This window comes from Streptomyces sp. NBC_00525, assembly GCF_036346595.1.
GTDB lineage: Bacteria > Actinomycetota > Actinomycetes > Streptomycetales > Streptomycetaceae > Streptomyces.
In genome coordinates, this window is the sequence record NZ_CP107834.1 from 5,704,857 (window position 1) to 5,724,208 (window position 19,352).

Annotated in this window: 13 protein-coding genes; 9 read left to right on the plus strand and 4 right to left on the minus strand. The window is 73.3% G+C overall.

The window, feature by feature from the left end; all coding sequences use genetic code 11:
• Positions 1-64 precede the first annotated feature (64 nt).
• Together OG710_RS25090 and OG710_RS25095 are read left to right on the plus strand one after the other, a co-directional pair.
• Entirely contained in the window at positions 65-1,987 is a 1,923-nt protein-coding gene (locus OG710_RS25090) for a serine/threonine-protein kinase (protein WP_330241331.1), read from the plus strand.
• A gap of 157 nt (positions 1,988-2,144) precedes the next feature.
• Positions 2,145-2,510 (plus strand): ATP-binding protein, encoded by a 366-nt coding sequence (locus OG710_RS25095; RefSeq protein ID WP_330242340.1) that lies wholly within the window; start codon positions 2,145-2,147, stop codon positions 2,508-2,510.
• A gap of 69 nt (positions 2,511-2,579) precedes the next feature.
• Here the strand turns inward: OG710_RS25095 and OG710_RS25100 are convergent, their stop codons facing one another.
• Together OG710_RS25100 and OG710_RS25105 are read right to left on the minus strand one after the other, a co-directional pair.
• Positions 2,580-3,659, minus strand: coding sequence for a DUF2637 domain-containing protein (locus tag OG710_RS25100; protein WP_330241332.1), 1,080 nt, complete (start codon positions 3,657-3,659; stop codon positions 2,580-2,582).
• Between the two features lie 192 nt (positions 3,660-3,851).
• Entirely contained in the window at positions 3,852-4,700 is an 849-nt protein-coding gene (locus tag OG710_RS25105; RefSeq protein ID WP_330241333.1) for a (2Fe-2S)-binding protein, read from the minus strand.
• 146 nt (positions 4,701-4,846) lie between these two features.
• On the opposite strand from OG710_RS25105, the gene OG710_RS25110 reads away from it, so the two are divergent.
• Entirely contained in the window at positions 4,847-5,611 is a 765-nt protein-coding gene (locus OG710_RS25110) for a GntR family transcriptional regulator (protein WP_330241334.1), read from the plus strand.
• Between the two features lie 86 nt (positions 5,612-5,697).
• Here OG710_RS25110 and OG710_RS25115 read toward each other — a convergent pair whose 3' ends face one another.
• Both OG710_RS25115 and OG710_RS25120 read right to left on the minus strand, forming a co-directional pair.
• Positions 5,698-6,483, minus strand: coding sequence for a hypothetical protein (locus OG710_RS25115; protein WP_111338935.1), 786 nt, complete (start codon positions 6,481-6,483; stop codon positions 5,698-5,700).
• 194 nt (positions 6,484-6,677) lie between these two features.
• Positions 6,678-8,411, minus strand: a complete 1,734-nt coding sequence (locus OG710_RS25120) for a PucR family transcriptional regulator (RefSeq protein WP_330241335.1) — start codon at positions 8,409-8,411, stop codon at positions 6,678-6,680.
• Positions 8,412-8,664: 253 nt separating this feature from the next.
• Between OG710_RS25120 and OG710_RS25125 the strand changes: the two genes are divergently transcribed.
• The 6 genes from OG710_RS25125 (at position 8,665) to OG710_RS25150 (ending at position 19,300) form a co-directional block, all read left to right on the plus strand.
• On the plus strand, positions 8,665-9,555 hold the full coding sequence (locus OG710_RS25125; protein ID WP_330241336.1) for an FAD binding domain-containing protein: 891 nt from the start codon (positions 8,665-8,667) through the stop codon (positions 9,553-9,555).
• 2 nt (positions 9,556-9,557) lie between these two features.
• Positions 9,558-10,157, plus strand: coding sequence for a (2Fe-2S)-binding protein (locus OG710_RS25130; protein ID WP_330241337.1), 600 nt, complete (start codon positions 9,558-9,560; stop codon positions 10,155-10,157).
• A complete protein-coding gene (locus tag OG710_RS25135; protein ID WP_330241338.1) occupies positions 10,157-12,541 on the plus strand; it encodes a xanthine dehydrogenase family protein molybdopterin-binding subunit in 2,385 nt (794 codons plus the stop codon). The genes OG710_RS25130 and OG710_RS25135 overlap by 1 nt, the downstream gene beginning before the upstream one ends.
• 228 nt (positions 12,542-12,769) lie before the next feature.
• On the plus strand, positions 12,770-14,227 hold the full coding sequence (locus tag OG710_RS25140) for an NCS2 family permease (RefSeq protein WP_330241339.1): 1,458 nt from the start codon (positions 12,770-12,772) through the stop codon (positions 14,225-14,227).
• Between the two features lie 33 nt (positions 14,228-14,260).
• Positions 14,261-15,415: an XdhC family protein gene (locus tag OG710_RS25145; RefSeq protein WP_330241340.1), complete on the plus strand. Its 1,155-nt coding sequence runs from the start codon at positions 14,261-14,263 to the stop codon at positions 15,413-15,415.
• 117 nt (positions 15,416-15,532) lie between these two features.
• Entirely contained in the window at positions 15,533-19,300 is a 3,768-nt protein-coding gene (locus OG710_RS25150) for a S8 family peptidase (RefSeq protein ID WP_330241341.1), read from the plus strand.
• Positions 19,301-19,352 lie beyond the last annotated feature (52 nt).

Genomic DNA, 19,352 nt, shown 5'->3' on the forward strand with positions numbered 1-19,352 from the left:
GATTTCGACAGGGGCGCGGTCCCAAGGAGGACCGCCGTCCGGGACACACGGGGAGCGCTCGGACATGACCGGCGTGCACAACGACGACCACGCTGACGACGAGGACTACCTCGACGGGGGCATCAAGCCGCTCACGCCGAGCGATCCGGCGCGCATCGGGCCCTATCTGCTGCTGGGCCGGCTCGGCGCGGGCGGCATGGGCCGGGTCTACCTCGCGCGGGCCGACGGCGGCCGCACGGTCGCGGTCAAGGTGGTGCACGCGGAGCACGTCGCGGACCCGCAGTTCCGGGCCCGCTTCCGCCGCGAGGTCGAGGCCGCCCGGCGCGTCGGCGCACGCCACACCGCGCCCGTCCTGGACGCGGCGCCGGACGCCGAGTTCCCCTGGGTGGCCACCGGCTATGTGCCCGGCCTCTCCCTGGAACAGGTCGTCCGCGGCCATGGCGCGCTGCCCGCCGAAGCCGTACAGGCCCTCGCCACCGGGCTGTTGCACGCCCTCAAGGACATCCACGCGGCGAAGATCGTGCACCGCGACCTCAAGCCGTCCAACGTGATGCTCACGATGGAGGGCCCCAAGGTCATCGACTTCGGCATCGCGCGCGCGGTCGGGACCACCGTCGAGTCCCTGCTCACCAGCACCGGCATGATGATCGGCTCGCCCGGCTTCATGGCCCCGGAGCAGGTGCGCGGGGAGAGCGCGGTCCCCAAGAGCGATGTGTTCACCCTCGGCTGTGTGCTGACGTACGCGGCGACCGGCACGCTCCCGTTCGGCCACGGCGCGAGCAACCAGCACGCGATCATGTACCGGATCGCCGAGGGCGAACCCGACCTGGGACGGGTCCGGGACGAGGACCTCAAGGCCCTGATCGCGCGCCTGCTCACCAAGAGCATCGACGAGCGGCCCTCCGTGGACGAGCTGCTGGCCGAGCCCGTGCGCGCGGCCGGACCGGTGGCCGCCACCTGGCTGCCCGCCGCCGTGGTGAGCCATCTGGCCCGCCAGGGCGCGCAGTTGCTGGACGCGGAGGCGAAGCCGCTGCGGCAGGAGGGCGACCACGCGACGATGCGCCTCGGCGCCCCGGAGGACGGGGCGGCGGCGGCCGGGGGAGCGGTGCCCGGTGACGAGGCGGGGGCGAAGGGCGGGACTACGGCCGTGAAGCCGAAACGGGAGCGGCGCCGCTCCTGGCTGATCGCCGTTCCGCTGGTGGTCGTCGTCGGCGGCGGAGGCGGCACGCTGGCCGTGCTCCAGCCCTTCGGCCAGGACGACGGGGCGCACGCGGCCCCGCCGGCCTTCTCGACACCGGCCGCCACACCCGCGTCGGAGCCCTCGGCGGCCGGCAGCGCGTCGCCCACCGGCTCCCCGAGCCCCTCCGCGTCCAGAAGCGGGAAGAAGAAGGACGAGCCGGCGAAGGACGGGAAGGACGGCACGGACGGGAAGCCGGGCGAGGACGGCCGGGACGGCGGCGACACGGGCGGCTCGTCCACCACGAACGGCGGCGCGGGCGGCTCGTCCGGCGGTTCCTCGTCCTCGGGCGGCAGCGGTTCCTCCGGCGGGAGTTCGAGCGGCGGCTCGTCCACCACCTCCGGCGGCTCCTCCTCGGGCGGCTCCACGAGCACGTCCGGCGGCGGCGCGTCGACCACCACGTCCGGCGGCTCCTCCTCCGGCGGCTCGGACAGCGGCAGCACGGTGCCGGGAAGCTTCGTCGGCACCTGGAAGTACGGTGGTGCGTACAACACGGGTCAGCCCGATACCATCACCATCTCCAAGTCCGGCGTGGTCCGCCTGAGCTCTTCCTATCCGTTCGAGGGCTGCTTGTTCGAGGCAAGGGTGACCTCCAGCAGCAGCAGTCGCCTGAGCGTCGGCGCCGCAAAGATCGCCGATCCCGATCCGGGCTACTGCTTCGGCGAGCCCGGCCCGTCCTCCTTCGTCATCAGCGGCAGTGGCATCAACCACAACGTCGAGGGGTTCGACTACTACTACAAACGAGCCTGAACGCCGCACGATTCACCCCGGTCCGCCCCTCCCCGCAAGCGTGACCGCGTGTAGGCGGGGCATGCATGGCGTGAGCACCTTTGCGACAGGGGGGCGAATGACCGTGCAGTCGGGGGAAACGATGGAGCGTCACGAAGTGGCCCGGATGCTCCGCAGGGTGGACCGGGCCGACCTGGCAGCCGTGGGCGAAGTGCGCGGAGCCGTACGGGAGTTATTGCGCCACCGGTGGAAGGACGAGCCGGTGCGGGTCGCGGAGCTGCTGCTCAGCGAGCTGGTGACCAACGCCCTGGTGCACACCGACGACGGCGCGGTCGTCGCGGTGAGCGTCGCGCCCCGCCGACTGCGCGTGGAGGTACGGGACTTCGTCCCCGGAATGCCGCCCGAGCCGCACGTACCGCCCGCCGACGACGGTACGCACGGCCGGGGGCTGATCCTGGTGGAGAGCCTGGCCGACTCCTGGGGGATCAGCCCCCGCTCGCTGGGCAAGGTGGTGTGGTTCGAACTGGACGGCGAACGGCCCTGACCGCCTCCGCAGGCGGCCAGGGCCGTTCGTACGCGACACCCGTCCCGTGGTTCAGCCGGTCCGGCCGGTTCAGCCGAACTGCTGCTCCAGGTCCTTCAGCTTCTTCTCCAGGGAGTCGAGCCGGGGGAGGGCCTGGGTGTCGTCCTCGGCCGTGAGGTCGATCGCCGCCGGTTCACTCGCGCCCGGTTCCGGGAAATCCGCCGAGTTCGAGTGGCCTGCGGCTTGCAGGGACGGCCGGGGCCGCAGGGGCAGTTGACCCGGCTCGGATATGGCGGGCTCCGCGACGGGCTGCGCCGAGCCCGCCGCCGGGGGCAGCGCCGCCACGTCCACCGGGGGGCCGCCCCGGCCGAGCCGTCCCCAGGCCCGGTTCTGCCGGTTCAGGGCCTTGATGTGCGCCCGGTCCAGCTTCTCCTGGTCCTTCCTGCGGAGACGGTTCTGCGTCTTCTCCCGGCGGTCCTCGCGTACCTCGTCGACCGCCTCGTCCAGTGTGCGTACGCCTTCCAGGAGCATCAGCGACCAGGCGCCGAAGGTCTCGCGGGGGGCGCGCAGCCAGCGCACGATCCGGATCTGCGGCAGCGGCCGGGGCACCAGACCCTGCTCGCGCAGGGCGGCCCGGCGGGTCTGCTTCAGCGCCCGGTCGAACAGCACGGCGGCCGAGAGGGACATCCCCGCGAAGAAGTGCGGGGCGCCCGCGTGGTCGACACCGCGCGGCGCGTGCACCCAGTTGAACCAGGCGGCGGCACCCGCGAAGGTCCACACCAGCAGCCGCGAGCCCAGCGCCGCGTCCCCGTGGCTGGCCTCCCGCACGGCGAGGACCGAGCAGAACATCGCCGCCCCGTCCAGACCGAAGGGCACCAGGTACTCCCAGCCGCCGGAGAGGCCGAGGTTCTGCTCGCCGAAGCCGACGAGCCCGTGGAAGGAGAGCGCGGCGGCCACCGCGGCACAGCAGAACAGCAGCACGTACGAGGCGGTGGCGTACAGCGTTTCCTTGCGTCTGCGGCGCTCCTCGGCGCGCTCCCAGCTGTCGTCGGCCGTGGCTGTGTCAGAGGTGCGCTTGCCGCGCGCGACCACCGCCACCGCCGCCATGACCCCCACGAGCAGCACGGCGCCCGGAAGCAGCCAGTCAAGCGATATGTCGGTCAGTCTCATGCGCGGTCCCTTGCGTCACGTAGGGCGTTTCGGGCGCCATCGTGGCGGAGATTCCGGCAGGGCCAGACCGTTTCGGGGCAAGAGAACGCCAATGGGGTGTCCGGGACCGCCGATATCGACGATCTGGTCGAACACACCTCAGCGGGGTACGCATGATGTTCGAATTCATGTCGCCCACTCGGGCGGTGTGGATCAGGGAGCGGGCGTCAACTTGCGTACGCGGTCCGCGTCGCACGTACGCGGACAGGTCACACAGGTGTCCTCGGGGCGCAGCGTGTAGAAGAGGCAGCAGCTCGCCCGGTCGCGGGTGGGCAGCGCCTCCCCGCCGGGTCCGGTCAGCTCGCGGAAGCCCGCCGTGCCGACGTACGGCTTCGTGGTGCCCGGCAGCAGCGCCTCCAGCTCCGCCATCGCGCGCCGCTCCTCGCCCAGCAGATGGGCGATGTACCAGAGGCCCTCGACGATCTCGTCCGTCGCCATGCCCCACAGGGCCCGCTTCCCGCGCCGCATGCGCGGCCGGAAGCCCTCCAGCACCGGGCCCAGATGGTCGGCCACCGCCTCCAGCACCTCGGCGCGCAGGGCCGCCTCGTCGGCCACCACCCGCGCCCCCGGCAGCGCGGCCGCCGGATCGCCCGGCAGACAGGCGAACTCCCGCACCCGCAGCGTCAGATGACCGAGCGCCCGCTGGAAGGAGACGTCCTCGACCGGGATGCGGGGCACCCGCCGGTGCAGGAACCACGGCACCGTCACCAGCAGGCAGGCCGGCCAGGCGTAGCGGTGCAGGCCGAAGCTGGCGATCACATCGGGCCGGGCCTCCTGCCCGTAGTCCCGCCGGACCTGCGCGTCGTCGAAGGCGAGGAAGGTGTCCAGGGCCGCGCCGCCCGCCGCCAGTTCGTGCGCGCCCACCCAGCCGGGCCCGCCGGGGGCGCTCTCGCCGTCCGCGAGGACCTCGGCGCGCACTCCAGGGAAGACCTCGGTCAGGCGCGCGTACGCGTCGGCCACGGGGGAGGCCGTCACCGCGGGAAGCAGGGCGGGCAGGGTCATGCGGGGACCACCGATTCACGATCGTCAGCAGGTAAGCCTTACCTTACCCTGCCGGAACGATGTTTGAACTGGAGGCTCCTGCGCCTATCGTGCACACAGGGCGCCCGACGCGCGAGCCGCGCCCGTGACCGGCCGAGGAGGTGCCCGTGGACCAGGGCGGAGCGCGCGAGGAGGCGCGGCCCCGGCACGGGGCGCCGGAGGCCGTCCCCCACTCGTCCGTACGGGTGCCGGAGCAGGTCCGCGGCGAGCACACCCACGGCGAGCCCGACGGACCCGCCCCGCGCGACCGGGTGCGCAGGCATTCCGTGCGCGGCCAGATCCTGGACGCCCTGCGCGCCGCCCTGGTCGGCGGCGAGCTGGTCCCCGGCCAGGTGTACTCGGCGCCCGCCCTGGGCGCCCGCTTCGGCGTGTCGGCCACCCCCGTGCGCGAGGCGATGCAGCAGCTCGCCGTCGAGGGGGCCGTGGAGGTCGTGCCGAACCGGGGCTTCCGGGTCGCCGAGCGCGGACCGGGCGAGCTGGCCGAGCTGGCCGAGGTCCGGGCCCTGATCGAGGTCCCCGTCATGCTGCGGCTCGCCCGCACCGTGCCGCCCGCTCGCTGGTGCGCGCTGCGCCCGCTGGCCGACGCCACGGTGGCCGCGGCGGCGGTCGGCGACCGGGCGAGCTACGCGGAGGCGGACCGGGCGTTCCACGGCGCGGTGCTCGCGCTGGCCGGCAACCACAGCCTGGTGCGGGTCGCGGACGACCTGCACCGCCGTTCCCAGTGGCCCCTCGTGGACAACCCGGTCACCCGGCGCGCCGACCTGCTGGCCGACGCATCCGAGCACACCGCGCTGCTCGACGCCCTGATCGCCCAGGACGTGGCGGTCGTCCAGACCCTCGTACGCGAACACTTCGCGGGCGCGGACGGCTGACGGCGTACGCGGAAGACCGGCCGCGTACGGGCCGGGCGGCCGCGTACGGGACGGGTGCCGGCCGCTCCGCAGGGTCCCGCGCCGGCTCAGTTGGCCTCGATCGTCTCCGGCGGGGGCGGGTCCAGATGCGGGCCCAGCCAGGTCGGGACGCCGCCGAGCAGCCGGAAGAGCCGGCCCGCCTCGGCCCGCAGCCGGCCGGCCTCCTCGGGCTCGCTCTCGGCGTCGGCCAGCGCGATGAGCGCCGGGGCCGTACCGACCAGGTAGCCCAGCTCCTCCCTTATCCGCAGGCACTCCGCGAACCCGTGCCGGGCCTCCGCGAGTTCGCCCTCGCGCAGCGCGATCAGCGCGAGCTGGCGCCAGGTGGAGGAGAGCAGCAGCGCGTCGTTCTGCTCGGTGGCGCCCGCGTGCGCCCGGCGGTAGGCGGCCCGCGCGGCCTGCGGGGAGTCCGAGATGTTCTGCGCGATCAGCCCCCGCCGGTAGTCCAGCAGCGGCCGGCCCTGCGCGGTGGGGGAGAGCAGCGCGGCCGCCCGGCCCAGGGCGACCCGCGCCTCGTCGGCCCGGTCCCGGACCCCGAGCAGCGTCGAGGCGTACGCGAAATGGCCCCGCTCGCAGGCGGCGGCGCCGCGCTCCTCGTCGTCGTGGGCCATCGCCTCGGCGGTGCGCAGGGCGTCCTCGGCGTCCGTCCAGCCCTGCCCGGTGTACAGGCACCGCTCGGTCAGCAGGGCGGTGCGCTGGAGCGCGGCGGCCGGGTCGGTGGCGGCGTCGTGTTCGAGCAGCGCCGCGGCGTCCGTCCAGCAGCCGCGTGAGCGCAGCCGCCATACCGCGGTCTGGAGCGGAGGATCGTCATCTGCTGTCGTTCCGGAACCAGACATGGCGGTATGCGCCACATTGCCCTCCCCGAGCGCGCCTTCGAGCTGTGGTGAGCGTCCGGGCACGGCCGGACACCCGTGGGTATGACCCGCATCACAGCACGGAATGGCACGCCGGGCCAAGAGGCCGGGGCAATGTCAGGTGAAAGTTTTCACAATCGGCGGCGGAAGCGGAACCCCTTGCGGGGCCCGGTGGTTCAGCTCATACGCAGGGCGAGGAAGAAGTCGAGCTTGTCCTCCAGGCGGGCCAGGTCGCGCCCCGTCAACTGCTCGATTCGCCCGACCCGGTAGCGCAGCGTGTTGACGTGGAGGTGCAGCCGGGCCGCGCAGCGGGTCCAGGAACCGTCGCAGTCCAGGAACGCCTCCAGGGTCGGGATCAGCTCCGCGCGGTGGCGCCGGTCGTACTCGCGCAGCGGGTCCAGCAGCCGTGCCGTGAACGCCCTGCGCACGTCGTCGGGGACGAACGGCAGCAGCAGAACGTGCGAGGCCAGCTCGTCGTGACCGGCCGCGCAGACCCGCCCCGGCCGGGCCGCCGCCACCCGCCGGGCGTGCCGCGCCTCCTCCAGCGCGCCGCGCAGCCCCTCGGCGGAATGCACCGAGGCGCTGACACCCAGTGTCAGCCGGCCGTCGTCGGCGAGACCGGCGGACAGCGGGGCGCGCACGGCGGCCAGCAGCGCGTCCGCGTGCAGGCCGGCCCCGTCCTCCCGGCGCCCGTCCGACGCGCCGTCCCGAGCGGCCGCCGCGTCCGCCGCCGCGCCTCGGTCCCGGTCGGCGGGCAGCGGCACCAGCGCGATGGCCTCCTCACCCGTGTGGGCGACGGCAATGCGGTCCGCCGAGTCGGGTCCGGTCACGGCCGGGTCGACGAGGATCTCCTCAAGGAGCGCCTGGGCGACCGGGCCGCCCGCGACCGGGGAGCCGGCCGCCCCGTCCCCGTCCCACTCGACCCGCGCCACCACCACCTGCCAGTGCGGCGCCGCCCCCAGGCCGGGGAGCAGGACCGGGGTTGCCACGCGCAGCCGGGCGGCGATCTCGGCGGGCGCGGCGCCCGCCTGGACCAGCTCCAGGACCTCCTGGGCGAGCCGGCGGCGCACCGTGCGGGCCGCGTCGCGCCGGTCGCGTTCGACCGCGATCAGCTGGGTGACGCCCTGGAGGAGGTCCAGCCGCGCGGGCGGCCAGTCGCCCGCGTCGGCCTCCACGGCCAGCAGCCAGTCCGAGAGCACCGACTCGCGCACATCACGGGCGGAGGGCGCGGCTCCGGCCCGGCCGTTGTTCCGGATCGGGAACAGCGAATACGTCGTACCGCCGAGGGCGGCCCGGTGCGGCGCGGGTCGGCCGGAGCGGACGGCGGCCAGATGCAGACCGGCGAGCTCGGCCCCGGCGGCGGCCGGCAGCGGGGCGCCCGCGCCCGCGATCTGCCGGCCGGTGGGGGAGAGCACCCAGGCGCGCAGGTCCAGGTCGGAGCCGAGCAGGTCGAGGACGACCTCCGGGCCGCCGCCCGCCGGGCCCGAGGTCATCAGCCTGCGGTGCCGGTCCACCACAGCCGCCAGATCGCCCGCCCGCTCACCGGACACCTGGCGCACCACGTACTCGGTGATCGTTGCGAACGCGACCGTCTCGTGGACCGCGAACAGCGGCAGCCGGTGCTGCCGGCACGCCGCCACGAGATCGTCCGGGATATCGCCCAGCTCCGCCTCGCCCGCCGCAAGACCGGCCACCCCGGCGGCCGACAGGATGCGCACGAACGGCTCCGAGTCCCCCGCGTCGCGGCGCCAGGCCAGACCGGTCAGGACCAGCTCGCCGCCCGTGAGGTAGCGGCTCGGGTCGCGCAGGTCGGTGGTCATCACGCCCCGGACCGACCGGTCCAGCTCCTCGTCGCCGCCGAGCAGCCGCAGGCCCAGCGCGTCGTTCTCCAGCAGTGCGCGCAGCCGCATCTCGTCGCCGCCGATCTCTTTCGTTGGTACGGGTGAAGTCTGGGTGTTGCGGTGAGGCCCGTGAGCCCCGTCATTCGTTCGAATCTACAAGACATGAGCGGAGACCAGCCAACTCCTTCATGGGTTCGGTGACTGCACCAGGTGGAGCAGGGCTTGTGTACTGGGCCGCACACCGCGTGAACAAGACATGAACAGAGTCAGGGCCGGCCGTCACCCAGCCCAGCGTGAGAACCCGATCGAGAAGAGAGCCACCATGGACTTCCTTCGCCCCGCAAGCTGGGAGGAGGCGCTCGCCGCCAAGGCCGAGCACCCGACGGCTGTGCCCATCGCCGGGGGCACCGATGTGATGGTCGAGATCAACTTCGACCACCGGCGCCCCGAGTACCTGCTGGACCTGAACCGTGTCGGCGAGCTGGCCGAGTGGGAGGTCGGGCAGGACACCGTACGGCTCGGCGCCTCGGTCCCGTACAGCCACATCATGGAACACCTGCGCGCCGAACTGCCCGGCCTCGCGCTCGCCTCGCACACCGTCGCATCCCCGCAGATCCGCAACCGGGGCGGCGTCGGCGGCAACCTGGGCACCGCGTCCCCGGCCGGCGACGCCCACCCCGCCCTGCTCGCCGCGGGCGCCGAGGTGGAGGCCGCGTCCGTACGCGGCACCCGCATGATCCCCATCGACGCCTTCTACACCGGCGTCAAGCGCAACGCGCTCGAACCCGACGAGCTGATCCGGGCCGTGCACATCAGGAAGGCCGACGGACCCCAGCAGTACTCCAAGGTCGGCACCCGCAACGCGATGGTCATCGCCGTCTGCGCCTTCGGCCTCGCCCTGCACCCCGAGACCCGCACCGTTCGCACCGGCATCGGATCGGCCGCCCCGACACCCGTACGGGCGAAGGCGGCCGAGGAATTCCTGAACGCCGCGCTGGAGGAGGGCGGCTTCTGGGACAGCCGCACGATCATCACCCCGTCCGTCGCCCAGCGGTTCGCCACCCTCGCCGCCGGCGCCTGCAACCCCATCGACGACGTCCGCGGCACCGCGAGCTACCGCCGCCACGCGGTCGGGATCATGGCCCGGCGCACCCTCGGCTGGGCCTGGGAGTCATACCGCGGCAACGGCCGCAGCACCGAAGGAGCCGCCTGATCATGCGCGTCAATTTCACCGTCAACGGCCGCCGCCACGAGGCCGACGACGTCTGGGAGGGCGAGTCGCTCCTCTACGTCCTGCGCGAGCGCATGGGCCTGCCCGGCTCCAAGAACGCCTGCGAACAGGGCGAGTGCGGCTCCTGCACCGTCCGTCTCGACGGCGTGCCCGTCTGCTCCTGCCTGGTCGCCGCCGGACAGGTCGAGGGCCGCGACGTCGTCACCGTCGAAGGGCTCGCCGACTTCGCCGCCCACCGCGCCGAGGCCCACCCCGGCACCGGCTGCGCCTCCGGCGCCTGCGGCACCCCGCTCGACCGGGCCCGCCGCTGGCAGGCCGCCCCCGCCACCGGCGAGGAGACCCGCGACACCGGGGAACTGTCCCCCATCCAGCAGGCGTTCATCGACGCCGGGGCCGTCCAGTGCGGCTTCTGCACCCCCGGCCTGCTGGTCGCGGCCGACGAACTCCTGGAGCGCACCCCGCAGCCGTCCGACGCGGACATCCGTGAGGCGCTCTCCGGCAACCTCTGCCGCTGCACCGGCTACGAGAAGATCCTCGACGCGGTCCGCCTCGCGGCCGCCCGCGCGGAAGAGACGGTGCAGTGATGGGCGTCACCGGTTCCCCCACCAACATCCACCAGGGCACCCGCACCAAGGGCGGCATCGGCGAGTCCACGCTGCGCCCGGACGGCATCCTCAAGGTCACCGGCGAGTTCGCGTACTCCTCCGACATGTGGCACGAGGACATGCTCTGGGGCCACACCCTGCGCTCCACCGTCGCCCACGCCGAGATCGTCTCCATCGACACCTCCGAGGCGCTCGCCACCTCCGGCGTCTACGCGGTGCTCACCTACGACGACCTGCCGACCGAGGTGAAGAACTACGGGCTGGAGATCCAGGACACCCCCGTCCTCGCCCACGGCCGGGTCCGCCACCACGGCGAACCCGTCGCGCTCGTCGCCGCCGACCACCCCGAGACCGCCCGCCGCGCCGCCGCCAAGATCCGCATCGACTACCGCGAACTCCCCGTCGTCACCGACGAGGCGTCCGCCACCGCCCCCGGCGCCCCCCTCATCCACGAGAACCGCACCGACCACCACATCGGCCACGTGCCCCACCCCAACATCGTCCACCGCCAGCCGATCATCCGCGGCGACGCGGAGGCGGCCGCGGCCCGCGCCGACGTGATCGTCACCGGCGACTACTGCTTCGGCATGCAGGACCAGGCGTTCCTCGGCCCCGAGTCCGGCCTCGCCGTACCCGCCGAGGACGGCGGCGTGGACCTGTACGTGGCCACCCAGTGGCTCCACTCCGACCTGCGCCAGATCGCCCCCGTGCTCGGACTGCCCGAGGACAAGGTCCGCATGACCCTGTCCGGCGTCGGCGGCGCCTTCGGCGGACGCGAGGACCTGTCCATGCAGATCCACGCCTGCCTGCTCGCCCTGCGCACCGGCAAGCCCGTGAAGATCGTCTACAACCGCTTCGAATCCTTCTTCGGGCACGTCCACCGCCACCCCGCCCGGCTCCACTACGAGCACGGCGCCACCCGCGACGGCAAGCTCACCCACATGAAGTGCCGCATCGTCCTGGACGGCGGCGCCTACGCCTCCGCGTCCCCGGCCGTCGTCGGCAACGCCTCCTCGCTGTCGGTCGGCCCGTACGTCGTCGAGGACGTCGACATCGAGGCGCTCGCCCTCTACACCAACAACCCCCCGTGCGGCGCCATGCGCGGCTTCGGCGCCGTCCAGGCGTGCTTCGCCTACGAGGCGCAGATGGACAAGCTGGCCGCCGCGCTGGACATGGACCCCGTCGAGTTCCGGCAGCTCAACGCCATGGAACAGGGCAGCCTGCTGCCCACCGGACAGCAGGTCGACTCGCCCGCCCCGGTCGCCGAACTGCTGCGCCGCGTCAAGGCCATGCCGATGCCGCCCGAGCGCCAGTGGGAGAGCGCCGGCGAGCACCCCGACGTACGGGCCCTGCCCGGCGGACTGTCCAACACCACCCATGGCGAGGGCGTCGTACGCGGCGTCGGCTACGCGGTCGGCCTCAAGAACGTCGGCTTCTCCGAGGGCTTCGACGACTACTCCACCGCACGGGTGCGCATGGAGGTCATCGGCGGCGAACCCGTCGCCACCGTGCACACCGCCATGGCCGAAGTGGGACAGGGCGGCGTCACCGTGCACGCCCAGATCGCCCGTACCGAACTCGGCGTCGCCCGGGTCACCATCCACCCCGCCGACACCCGCGTCGGCTCCGCCGGATCGACCTCCGCGTCCCGCCAGACGTACGTCACCGGCGGCGCGGTCAAGAACTCCTGCGAGGCCGTCCGCGAACGGGTCCTGGAGATCGGCCGCCGCAAGTTCGGCACCTACCACCCCGCCTGGGCCACCGCCGAACTCCTGCTGGAGGGCGGCAAGGTCGTCACCGACGGCGGCGAGGTGCTCGCCGACCTCGCGGACGTGCTGGAGGACGAGGCGGTCGACATCGAGCTGGAGTGGCGCCACCGGCCCACCGAGCCCTTCGACCTGCGCACCGGCCAGGGCAACGGCCACGTCCAGTACTCGGTGGCCGCACACCGCGCGGTCGTCGAGGTCGACACCGAACTCGGCCTGGTCAAGGTCATCGAACTGGCCTGCGCCCAGGACGTCGGCAAGGCGCTCAACCCGCTCTCCGTCGTCGGCCAGATCCAGGGCGGCACCATCCAGGGGATGGGCATCGCCGTCATGGAGGAGATCATCGTCGACCCGGTGACCGCGAAGGTGCGCAACCCCTCCTTCACGGACTACCTCCTCCCCACCATCCTCGACACGCCGACCATCCCCGTCGATGTGCTCGAACTCGCCGACGACCACGCCCCGTACGGGCTGCGCGGCATCGGCGAGGCCCCGACCCTGTCGTCCACCCCGGCCGTCCTCGCGGCGATCCGGAACGCGACGGGTCTGGAGCTCGACCGGACGCCGGTACGCCCGGAGCACCTGACCGGTCTCTGATCCCGGCTCCGTCCCGACTCTCCGGGCGGTGCGCGCCACCGGCGAACGTCACACTTCCCGGCCCGCACCGCCCGGAGGCCCAGGGGGCCCGCACCGCTCGCGGCCCCCGCGCACGAACCAGCTCGTCCCGTGCCGTCCACCGGGTCGTGCCGCCCGCACAGTCATCCCAAATCCCGCATAGCGAATCTCTTCCGCGGGTGCCCCTGTGAACCTTGGGAGTCAGGCATCATGACCCAGCAGTCAGTGCAGCCGAAGACCGGTGCGGAGGACGCGGGCCCCGGCTCGCGCGTCCCCGCCGGAAGATCGTGGCTCGACCGGTACTTCCACATATCCGACCGCGGCTCGACCGTGGCCCGTGAGGTGCGCGGCGGCGTCACGACCTTCATGGCCATGGCGTACATCCTCCTGCTCAACCCGCTCATCCTCGGCGGCAAGGACGTCGACCAGAACGTGCTCAGCCAGCCGGCGCTCATCACCGCCACCGCGCTCGCGGCGGCGGCGACCACCCTGCTCATGGGGTTCGTCGGCAAGGTCCCGCTCGCGCTCGCCGCGGGCCTCAGCGTCTCCGGCGTCCTGGCCTCCCAGGTCGCCCCCGAAATGACCTGGCCGCAGGCCATGGGCATGTGCGTGATGTACGGGCTGGTGATCTGCCTCCTGGTGGTCACCGGACTGCGCGAGCTGATCATGAACGCGATCCCGCTCCCGCTGAAACACGGCATCACCATGGGCATCGGCCTGTTCATCGCCCTGATCGGGCTCTACAAGGCCGGATTCGTCGGCAAGGGCACCGCGACCCCGGTGACCCTCGGACCGGCCGGTGAACTCGCCGGCTGGCCCGTCCTCGTCTTCTCCGTGACCCTGCTGCTCATCTTCATGCTCCAGGCCCGCAACATCCCCGGCGCGATCCTCATCGGGATCGTCGTCGGCACCGTGGTCGCCGTCGTCATCAACAAGGTGGCCGACGTCGACCCGAAGATCTGGAGCAGCGGCCCGCCCGAGCTGAACGGCTCGGCGGTCTCCTCACCCGACTTCTCGCTCTTCGGCGAGGTCGACTTCGGCGGCTGGGGCGACGTCGGCGCCATGACCGTCGGCTTCATCGTCTTCACCCTGGTCCTCGCCGGCTTCTTCGACGCGATGGCCACCATCATCGGCGTCGGCACGGAGGCCGGGCTCGCCGACGACAAGGGCCGGATGCCGGGCCTGTCCAAGGCGCTGTTCATCGACGGCGCCGGCGGCGCGATCGGCGGCGTGGCCGGCGGCTCCGGGCAGACGGTCTTCGTGGAGTCCGCGACCGGTGTCGGCGAGGGGGCCAGGACCGGCCTCGCCTCCGTCGTCACCGGCCTGTTCTTCGCCGCCTGCCTCTTCTTCACCCCGCTCACCGCGATCGTGCCCGCAGAGGTGGCCTCGGCCGCCCTCGTCGTCATCGGCGCCATGATGATGCAGAACGCCCGGCACGTGGACTGGAGCGACCGCTCCGTGGCCATCCCGGTGTTCCTCACGGTGGTCCTGATGCCGTTCACGTACACCATCACCACCGGTGTCGCGGCGGGCGTCATCTCCTACGTCGCCATCAAGGCGGCGCAGGGCCGGGGCCGCGAGGTCGGCGCCTTCATGTGGGGCCTGGCGGCGATCTTCGTCGTCTACTTCGCCCTGCACCCGATCGAGGGCTGGCTCGGCGTCAGCTGACCCGCCCGCCCCACACCCGCCAAGGAGACCGAGATGCTGGACATCGCCGACGAACTCGACCGCTGGGCCGGGCAGGGACGCGATTTCGCCGTGGCCACCGTCGTCGCCGTCGGCGGCAGCGCGCCCCGGCAGCCGGGAGCCGCGCTGGCCGTGGACCGCGACGGCACGGCCATCGGCTCGGTCTCCGGCGGGTGTGTGGAGGGCGCGGTGTACGAGCTGTGCCAACAGGCCCTGGCGGACGGCGCCACCCGCGTCGAACGCTTCGGCTACAGCGACGAGGACGCCTTCGCGGTCGGCCTGACCTGCGGCGGAGTCATCGACATCCTGATCACCCCGGTCCGGGCCGACGACCCCGCTCGCCCGGTCCTCGCCGCCGCGCTCGCCACCGCGTCGGCGGGCGGCGCCGCGGCCCTCGCCCGCATCACCGACGGCCCCGCCGAACTCCTCGGCCGCGCCCTGCTGGTCCGCCCGGACGAAGGTGGGCACGAGGGCGGGTTCGGCGCCCACCCCGAGCTGGACCGCACCGCCGCCGCCGAGGCCCGCGCCATGCTCGACCAGGGCCGCACCGGCACCCTCACCATCGGCGCCGAGGGCTCGCGCTGCGGCCGGCCCCTCACGCTGCTCGTGGAGTCCAGCGTGCCCCCGCCCCGGATGATCGTGTTCGGGGCCATCGACTTCGCGGCGGCCCTGGTCCGGGCCGGCACGTTCCTCGGCTACCACGTCACCGTGTGCGACGCGCGGCCCGTCTTCGCGACCGCGGCCCGCTTCCCGGAGGCCGACGAGCTGGTCGTCGAATGGCCGCACCGCTACCTGGCCGCCACCACCGTGGACGCCCGGACCGTCCTGTGCGTCCTCACGCACGACGCCAAGTTCGACGTCCCGCTCCTGGCGGCGGCGCTCAAGCTGCCCGTCGCGTACGTCGGCGCGATGGGCTCCCGCCGCACCCACCTCCAGCGCAACGAACGGCTGCGCGAGGCCGGGGTCACCGAGCTGGAGCTGGCCCGCCTGCACTCGCCGATCGGGCTCGACCTCGGCGCCCGCACCCCCGAGGAGACGGCCCTGTCGATCGCCGCCGAGATCGTCGCCGTCCGGCGCGGCGGCAGCGGCGCCCCGCTGACCGGCGCCCACACCCCGATCCACCACCCCGGCGGCCGGCCCCCGGCCGGCCGCATCGGATCGGTGGCCTGACCCGGCCTCAACTCCCCTGCCCGAAAGCCGGTCCGGGACCGGCGGGTTGCCGCCACGGCACATTCGCGCCAGGCACGGACCGTGCCGCGGCGGCGGGATTGCCGGTAGATCAACAGCATGACTTTCACCCCCTCCACCGCGACCGGCAGGGCGAGACCCGCTCGCGCCGGGCGACGGACCCTCCTCATAGCCACCGCGGCGGCGACCCTGGTGAGCGGCGCGCTGCTCCCCGTCACCGGCGCCGCCTCCGCCGCGCCCACCCCCGCGCCCGCCTCCGCCGGGACCGTCCCGGTCGGGTCGGCCGTCCACAGCTACGACATCACCCTGGTCACCGGCGACGTCGTCCACTACACGGACGGCGCGGGCGACCGGGACACCGTCACCGTGGACCGCCCCGAGGGCGCGACCGGCGGCGTCCACGTCCAGCAGGCCGGGGACGACCTCTACGTCCTGCCCGACGAGGCGCAGGGCCTGCTCGCCGCCGGCAAGCTGGACCGCCGCCTGTTCAACGTGTCCGCGCTGGCCGCGATGGGCTACGACGACGAGACGACCGGCGGCATCCCGCTGATCGCCACCTACCCGGCGGCCAAGGCACGTTCGCTGCCCGCCGCCCCGCGCGGCAGCAAGGCCGTCCGGAAGCTGGAGTCCATCCACGGCGCCGCGCTCACCGCCGGCAAGGACACCGCGCGCACCTTCTGGAACGACATCGCGCGCACCGCCACCACCCGCTCCCTGGACAACGGCATCGCCAAGCTCTGGCTCGACGGCCGCGTCGAGGCCGCGCTCAAGGACTCGGTGCCGCAGATCAACGCCCCGCAGGCGTGGGCGGACGGCTACGACGGCAAGGGAATCAAGGTCGCCGTCCTGGACACCGGCATCGACGCCGACCACCCGGACGTCAAGGACCGCATCCTGAAGACGAAGAGCTTCGTGCCCGGTGAGGAGGTCGACGACAAGAACGGCCACGGCACGCACGTCGCCTCCACCATCGCGGGCTCCGGCGCCGCGTCCGGCGGTGCCGAGAAGGGCGTTGCCCCTGCCGCAGACCTGCTCGTCGGCAAGGTCCTGAGCGACGGGGGCGAGGGCGCCGACTCCGGGATCATCGAGGCCATGGAGTGGGCCAGGGCCGAGGGCGCCGACGTCGTCTCCATGAGCCTCGGCTCGCCCGTCCCGGACGACGGCACCGACCCGATGGCGCAGGCCGTCGACGCCCTGTCGGCGGACGGCGGCCCGCTCTACGTGATCGCCGCCGGCAACGCGTACGGCGCGGGCACCATCGGCGCGCCCGGCTCCGCCGAGAAGGCGCTCACCGTCGCCGCCGTCGACAAGCGGGACGGCCGCGCCGAGTTCTCGTCGATGGGCCCGCTGGTGCGCAGCTACGGCCTGAAGCCGGACCTGTCCGCGCCGGGCGTGGACATCAACGCCGCCGCCTCGCAGTCCGTCCCCGGCATCGAGGGCATGTATCAGTCGATGTCCGGTACGTCGATGGCCACCCCGCACGTCGCGGGCGCCGCCGCCATCGTCAAGCAGCGCCACCCCGACTGGAGTGGACAGCGCGTCAAGGACGCGCTGATGACCTCCTCCGAGGTGCTGCCCGACTACACCCCGTACGAGCAGGGCACCGGGCGGCTCGATGTGAAGGCCGCCGTCGACACGACGATCGAGGCCACCGGCTCCGTCCCGGTCGCCGCCTACGACTGGCCGCACAGCCCGTCCGACCCGGTCACCGAACGGACCGTCACCTACCGCAACACGGGCGACGCCGACGTCACCCTGGACCTGGCGACGGACACCGCATCGGACGCGTACACGCTGTCCGCGAAGCGGCTCACCGTCCCGGCCGGCTCCACCGCCGAGGCCGTCCTCACGCTCGACCCGTCCAAGGCCGCGCCGGGCACCACCTTCTCCGGGCAGGTCCTCGCCAAGGATGCCGCCGGCACGGTCGTCGCGCACACCGGCTTCGCGCTCAACAAGGAGCGGGAGCTGTACGACCTCACGCTCCGGCTGCGCGACCGCGACGGCGAGCCGATGGACGGCACCGTCGTCCTGGGCGCCCTCGGTGACCCGAACCTGTCGCCGGTCGCGGTGTCCGGCGACACCACGCTGAGGCTGCCGCCGGGCGACTACACCGCCTGGACCGCCGCCGACATCCGGGGCGACACCGCCGACTCCAAGGCCCTCGCCTTCCTGGCGGCCCCCGAGATCGTCCTGGACAAGCCGGTCACCGTCACGCTCGACGCGTCGAAGGCCCGCAAGGTCAGCGTGCGCACGCCGAAGGAGACGGAGACCCGGCAGCTGCGCTACGACATGGCGCGCACTGCCCCCGACGGCACCGTGCAGCGCGACGCGTACCAGATCCCGCTGACGTACGACCAGCTGTGGGCGAGCCCCACCGGGAAGGTGAGCAAGGGAGACTTCTCCTTCCTGACCCGCTGGCGCCAGGGCGAGAAGCTCATCGACCTGACCGCCGGCGGCCGGGACGTCCCGGTCACCGTGCAGAACGGCTCCCCGGTCGCCGAGGACAGCCGTGCCAGGCTCCGCAGCGTCTTCGCCGGCGACGGCTCCGCCGCCGACTACCGGAACGTGGACGCGAAGGGCAGGGCGGTCGTGATCCGCAGCAGTGACACGGTGGCCCCGGCCGACCGGGTCGCGGCCGCCGTCGCCGCCGGCGCGAAGGCGCTGTTCGTCGTCAACCGGGGCGACGGCCGGCTGATGGAGTCCTACGGCGACTACGGCACCACGCTCGCCCTGCCCGTCGCCACCGTGCAGCGGATCGCCGGGGAGGAGCTGATCGCGACCGCGCGGCGCGGCAAGAAGGTCACCGTCGAGCAGCACAAGTACGCGAGCTACGTCTACGACCTGGTCGACCGCCACGACGGCGCCGTGCCCGACCGCTCACTCGCCTTCGCCCCGTCCGCCCGGCAGCTGGCGAAGGTGGAGAACACCTTCTACGGTCACCGCGAGGTCGTCGGCGGCGGCTACCGCTACGACATCCCCGACTACGGCCCCGGCATCGGCTTCGCCGAGTACGAGAAGTACCCGGCGACCCGCACCGAGTGGGTCACCCCGCTGCCCGGCGCCTCCTTCTGGTACGAGGACCACGCCCAGTACAACGCGGAGGGCACGGACACCGCGCTGGAGGAGCGCGGCGGCGAGATGGACTACCGGGCCGGCGGCACCACCCGCGCCTCGTGGTTCGCGCCCGTCACCCGCCCGCGCCTGGGCACCGGATTCTGGGGCCCGGCCCGCACGCAGTGGGGCGACATCCAGTACAACATCACCCCCTGGACGGACGGCGGGGCCGGGCACTCGGGCTCCATGCCGGACAAGGAGTACGAGACCGGCAAGGTCGCCGTCTACCAGGGCGACACGCTGCTCGACGAGATGCCCGGCCGGGCCGGCTACGTAGGGGACCTGCCCGCCGAGGAGCTGCCCTACCGGCTGGTGCTCGACGCCTCGCGCGACGCGGACACCTGGAAGACGTCCGTACGCACGCACTCCGAGTGGACCTTCGTCTCCGGCGCCAACGACCCGGAGGGCCCGTACCAGGTGGACATCCCGATGCTCCAGCTGGACTACGACGTGGCCACCGACCTCGCCGGTGACGTCAGGGCCGGGAAGTGGACGGAGATCGGCCTGTCCTCCACCACGCAGGAGTGGCTGGAGGGCGCCGTGAAGGCGACGAAGGCGTCCCTGTCGGTCAGCTACGACGACGGGAGGAGCTGGAGCCCGGTGCAGCTCCGGAAGGACGCGGCCGGTTCCTGGACCGCCCGCTTCAGGACGCCGGAGAAGGGGGCCACCGCGGTCTCCCTCAAGGCACACGCCGAGGCCGGCGGCGGCCTCTCCGTGGACCAGGAGATCATCCGGGCGTTCGGCCTGAAGTGACCCGCTGACAGCCCGCACGGGGCGGCCGCGCATCCGGGAACGGATGGGCGGC

Excerpts from the sequence above, each read along its gene's own strand:
- OG710_RS25090 (WP_330241331.1), top strand. The coding sequence starts at position 65 with ATGACCGGCGTGCACAACGACGACCACGCTGACGACGAGGACTACCTC.
- OG710_RS25100 (WP_330241332.1), bottom strand. The coding sequence starts at position 3,659 with ATGAGACTGACCGACATATCGCTTGACTGGCTGCTTCCGGGCGCCGTG.
- OG710_RS25105 (WP_330241333.1), bottom strand. The coding sequence starts at position 4,700 with ATGACCCTGCCCGCCCTGCTTCCCGCGGTGACGGCCTCCCCCGTGGCC.
- OG710_RS25115 (WP_111338935.1), bottom strand. The coding sequence starts at position 6,483 with ATGTCTGGTTCCGGAACGACAGCAGATGACGATCCTCCGCTCCAGACC.
- OG710_RS25120 (WP_330241335.1), bottom strand. The coding sequence starts at position 8,411 with ATGCGGCTGCGCGCACTGCTGGAGAACGACGCGCTGGGCCTGCGGCTG.
- OG710_RS25125 (WP_330241336.1), top strand. The coding sequence starts at position 8,665 with ATGGACTTCCTTCGCCCCGCAAGCTGGGAGGAGGCGCTCGCCGCCAAG.
- OG710_RS25130 (WP_330241337.1), top strand. The coding sequence starts at position 9,558 with ATGCGCGTCAATTTCACCGTCAACGGCCGCCGCCACGAGGCCGACGAC.
- OG710_RS25135 (WP_330241338.1), top strand. The coding sequence starts at position 10,157 with ATGGGCGTCACCGGTTCCCCCACCAACATCCACCAGGGCACCCGCACC.
- OG710_RS25140 (WP_330241339.1), top strand. The coding sequence starts at position 12,770 with ATGACCCAGCAGTCAGTGCAGCCGAAGACCGGTGCGGAGGACGCGGGC.
- OG710_RS25145 (WP_330241340.1), top strand. The coding sequence starts at position 14,261 with ATGCTGGACATCGCCGACGAACTCGACCGCTGGGCCGGGCAGGGACGC.
- OG710_RS25150 (WP_330241341.1), top strand. The coding sequence starts at position 15,533 with ATGACTTTCACCCCCTCCACCGCGACCGGCAGGGCGAGACCCGCTCGC.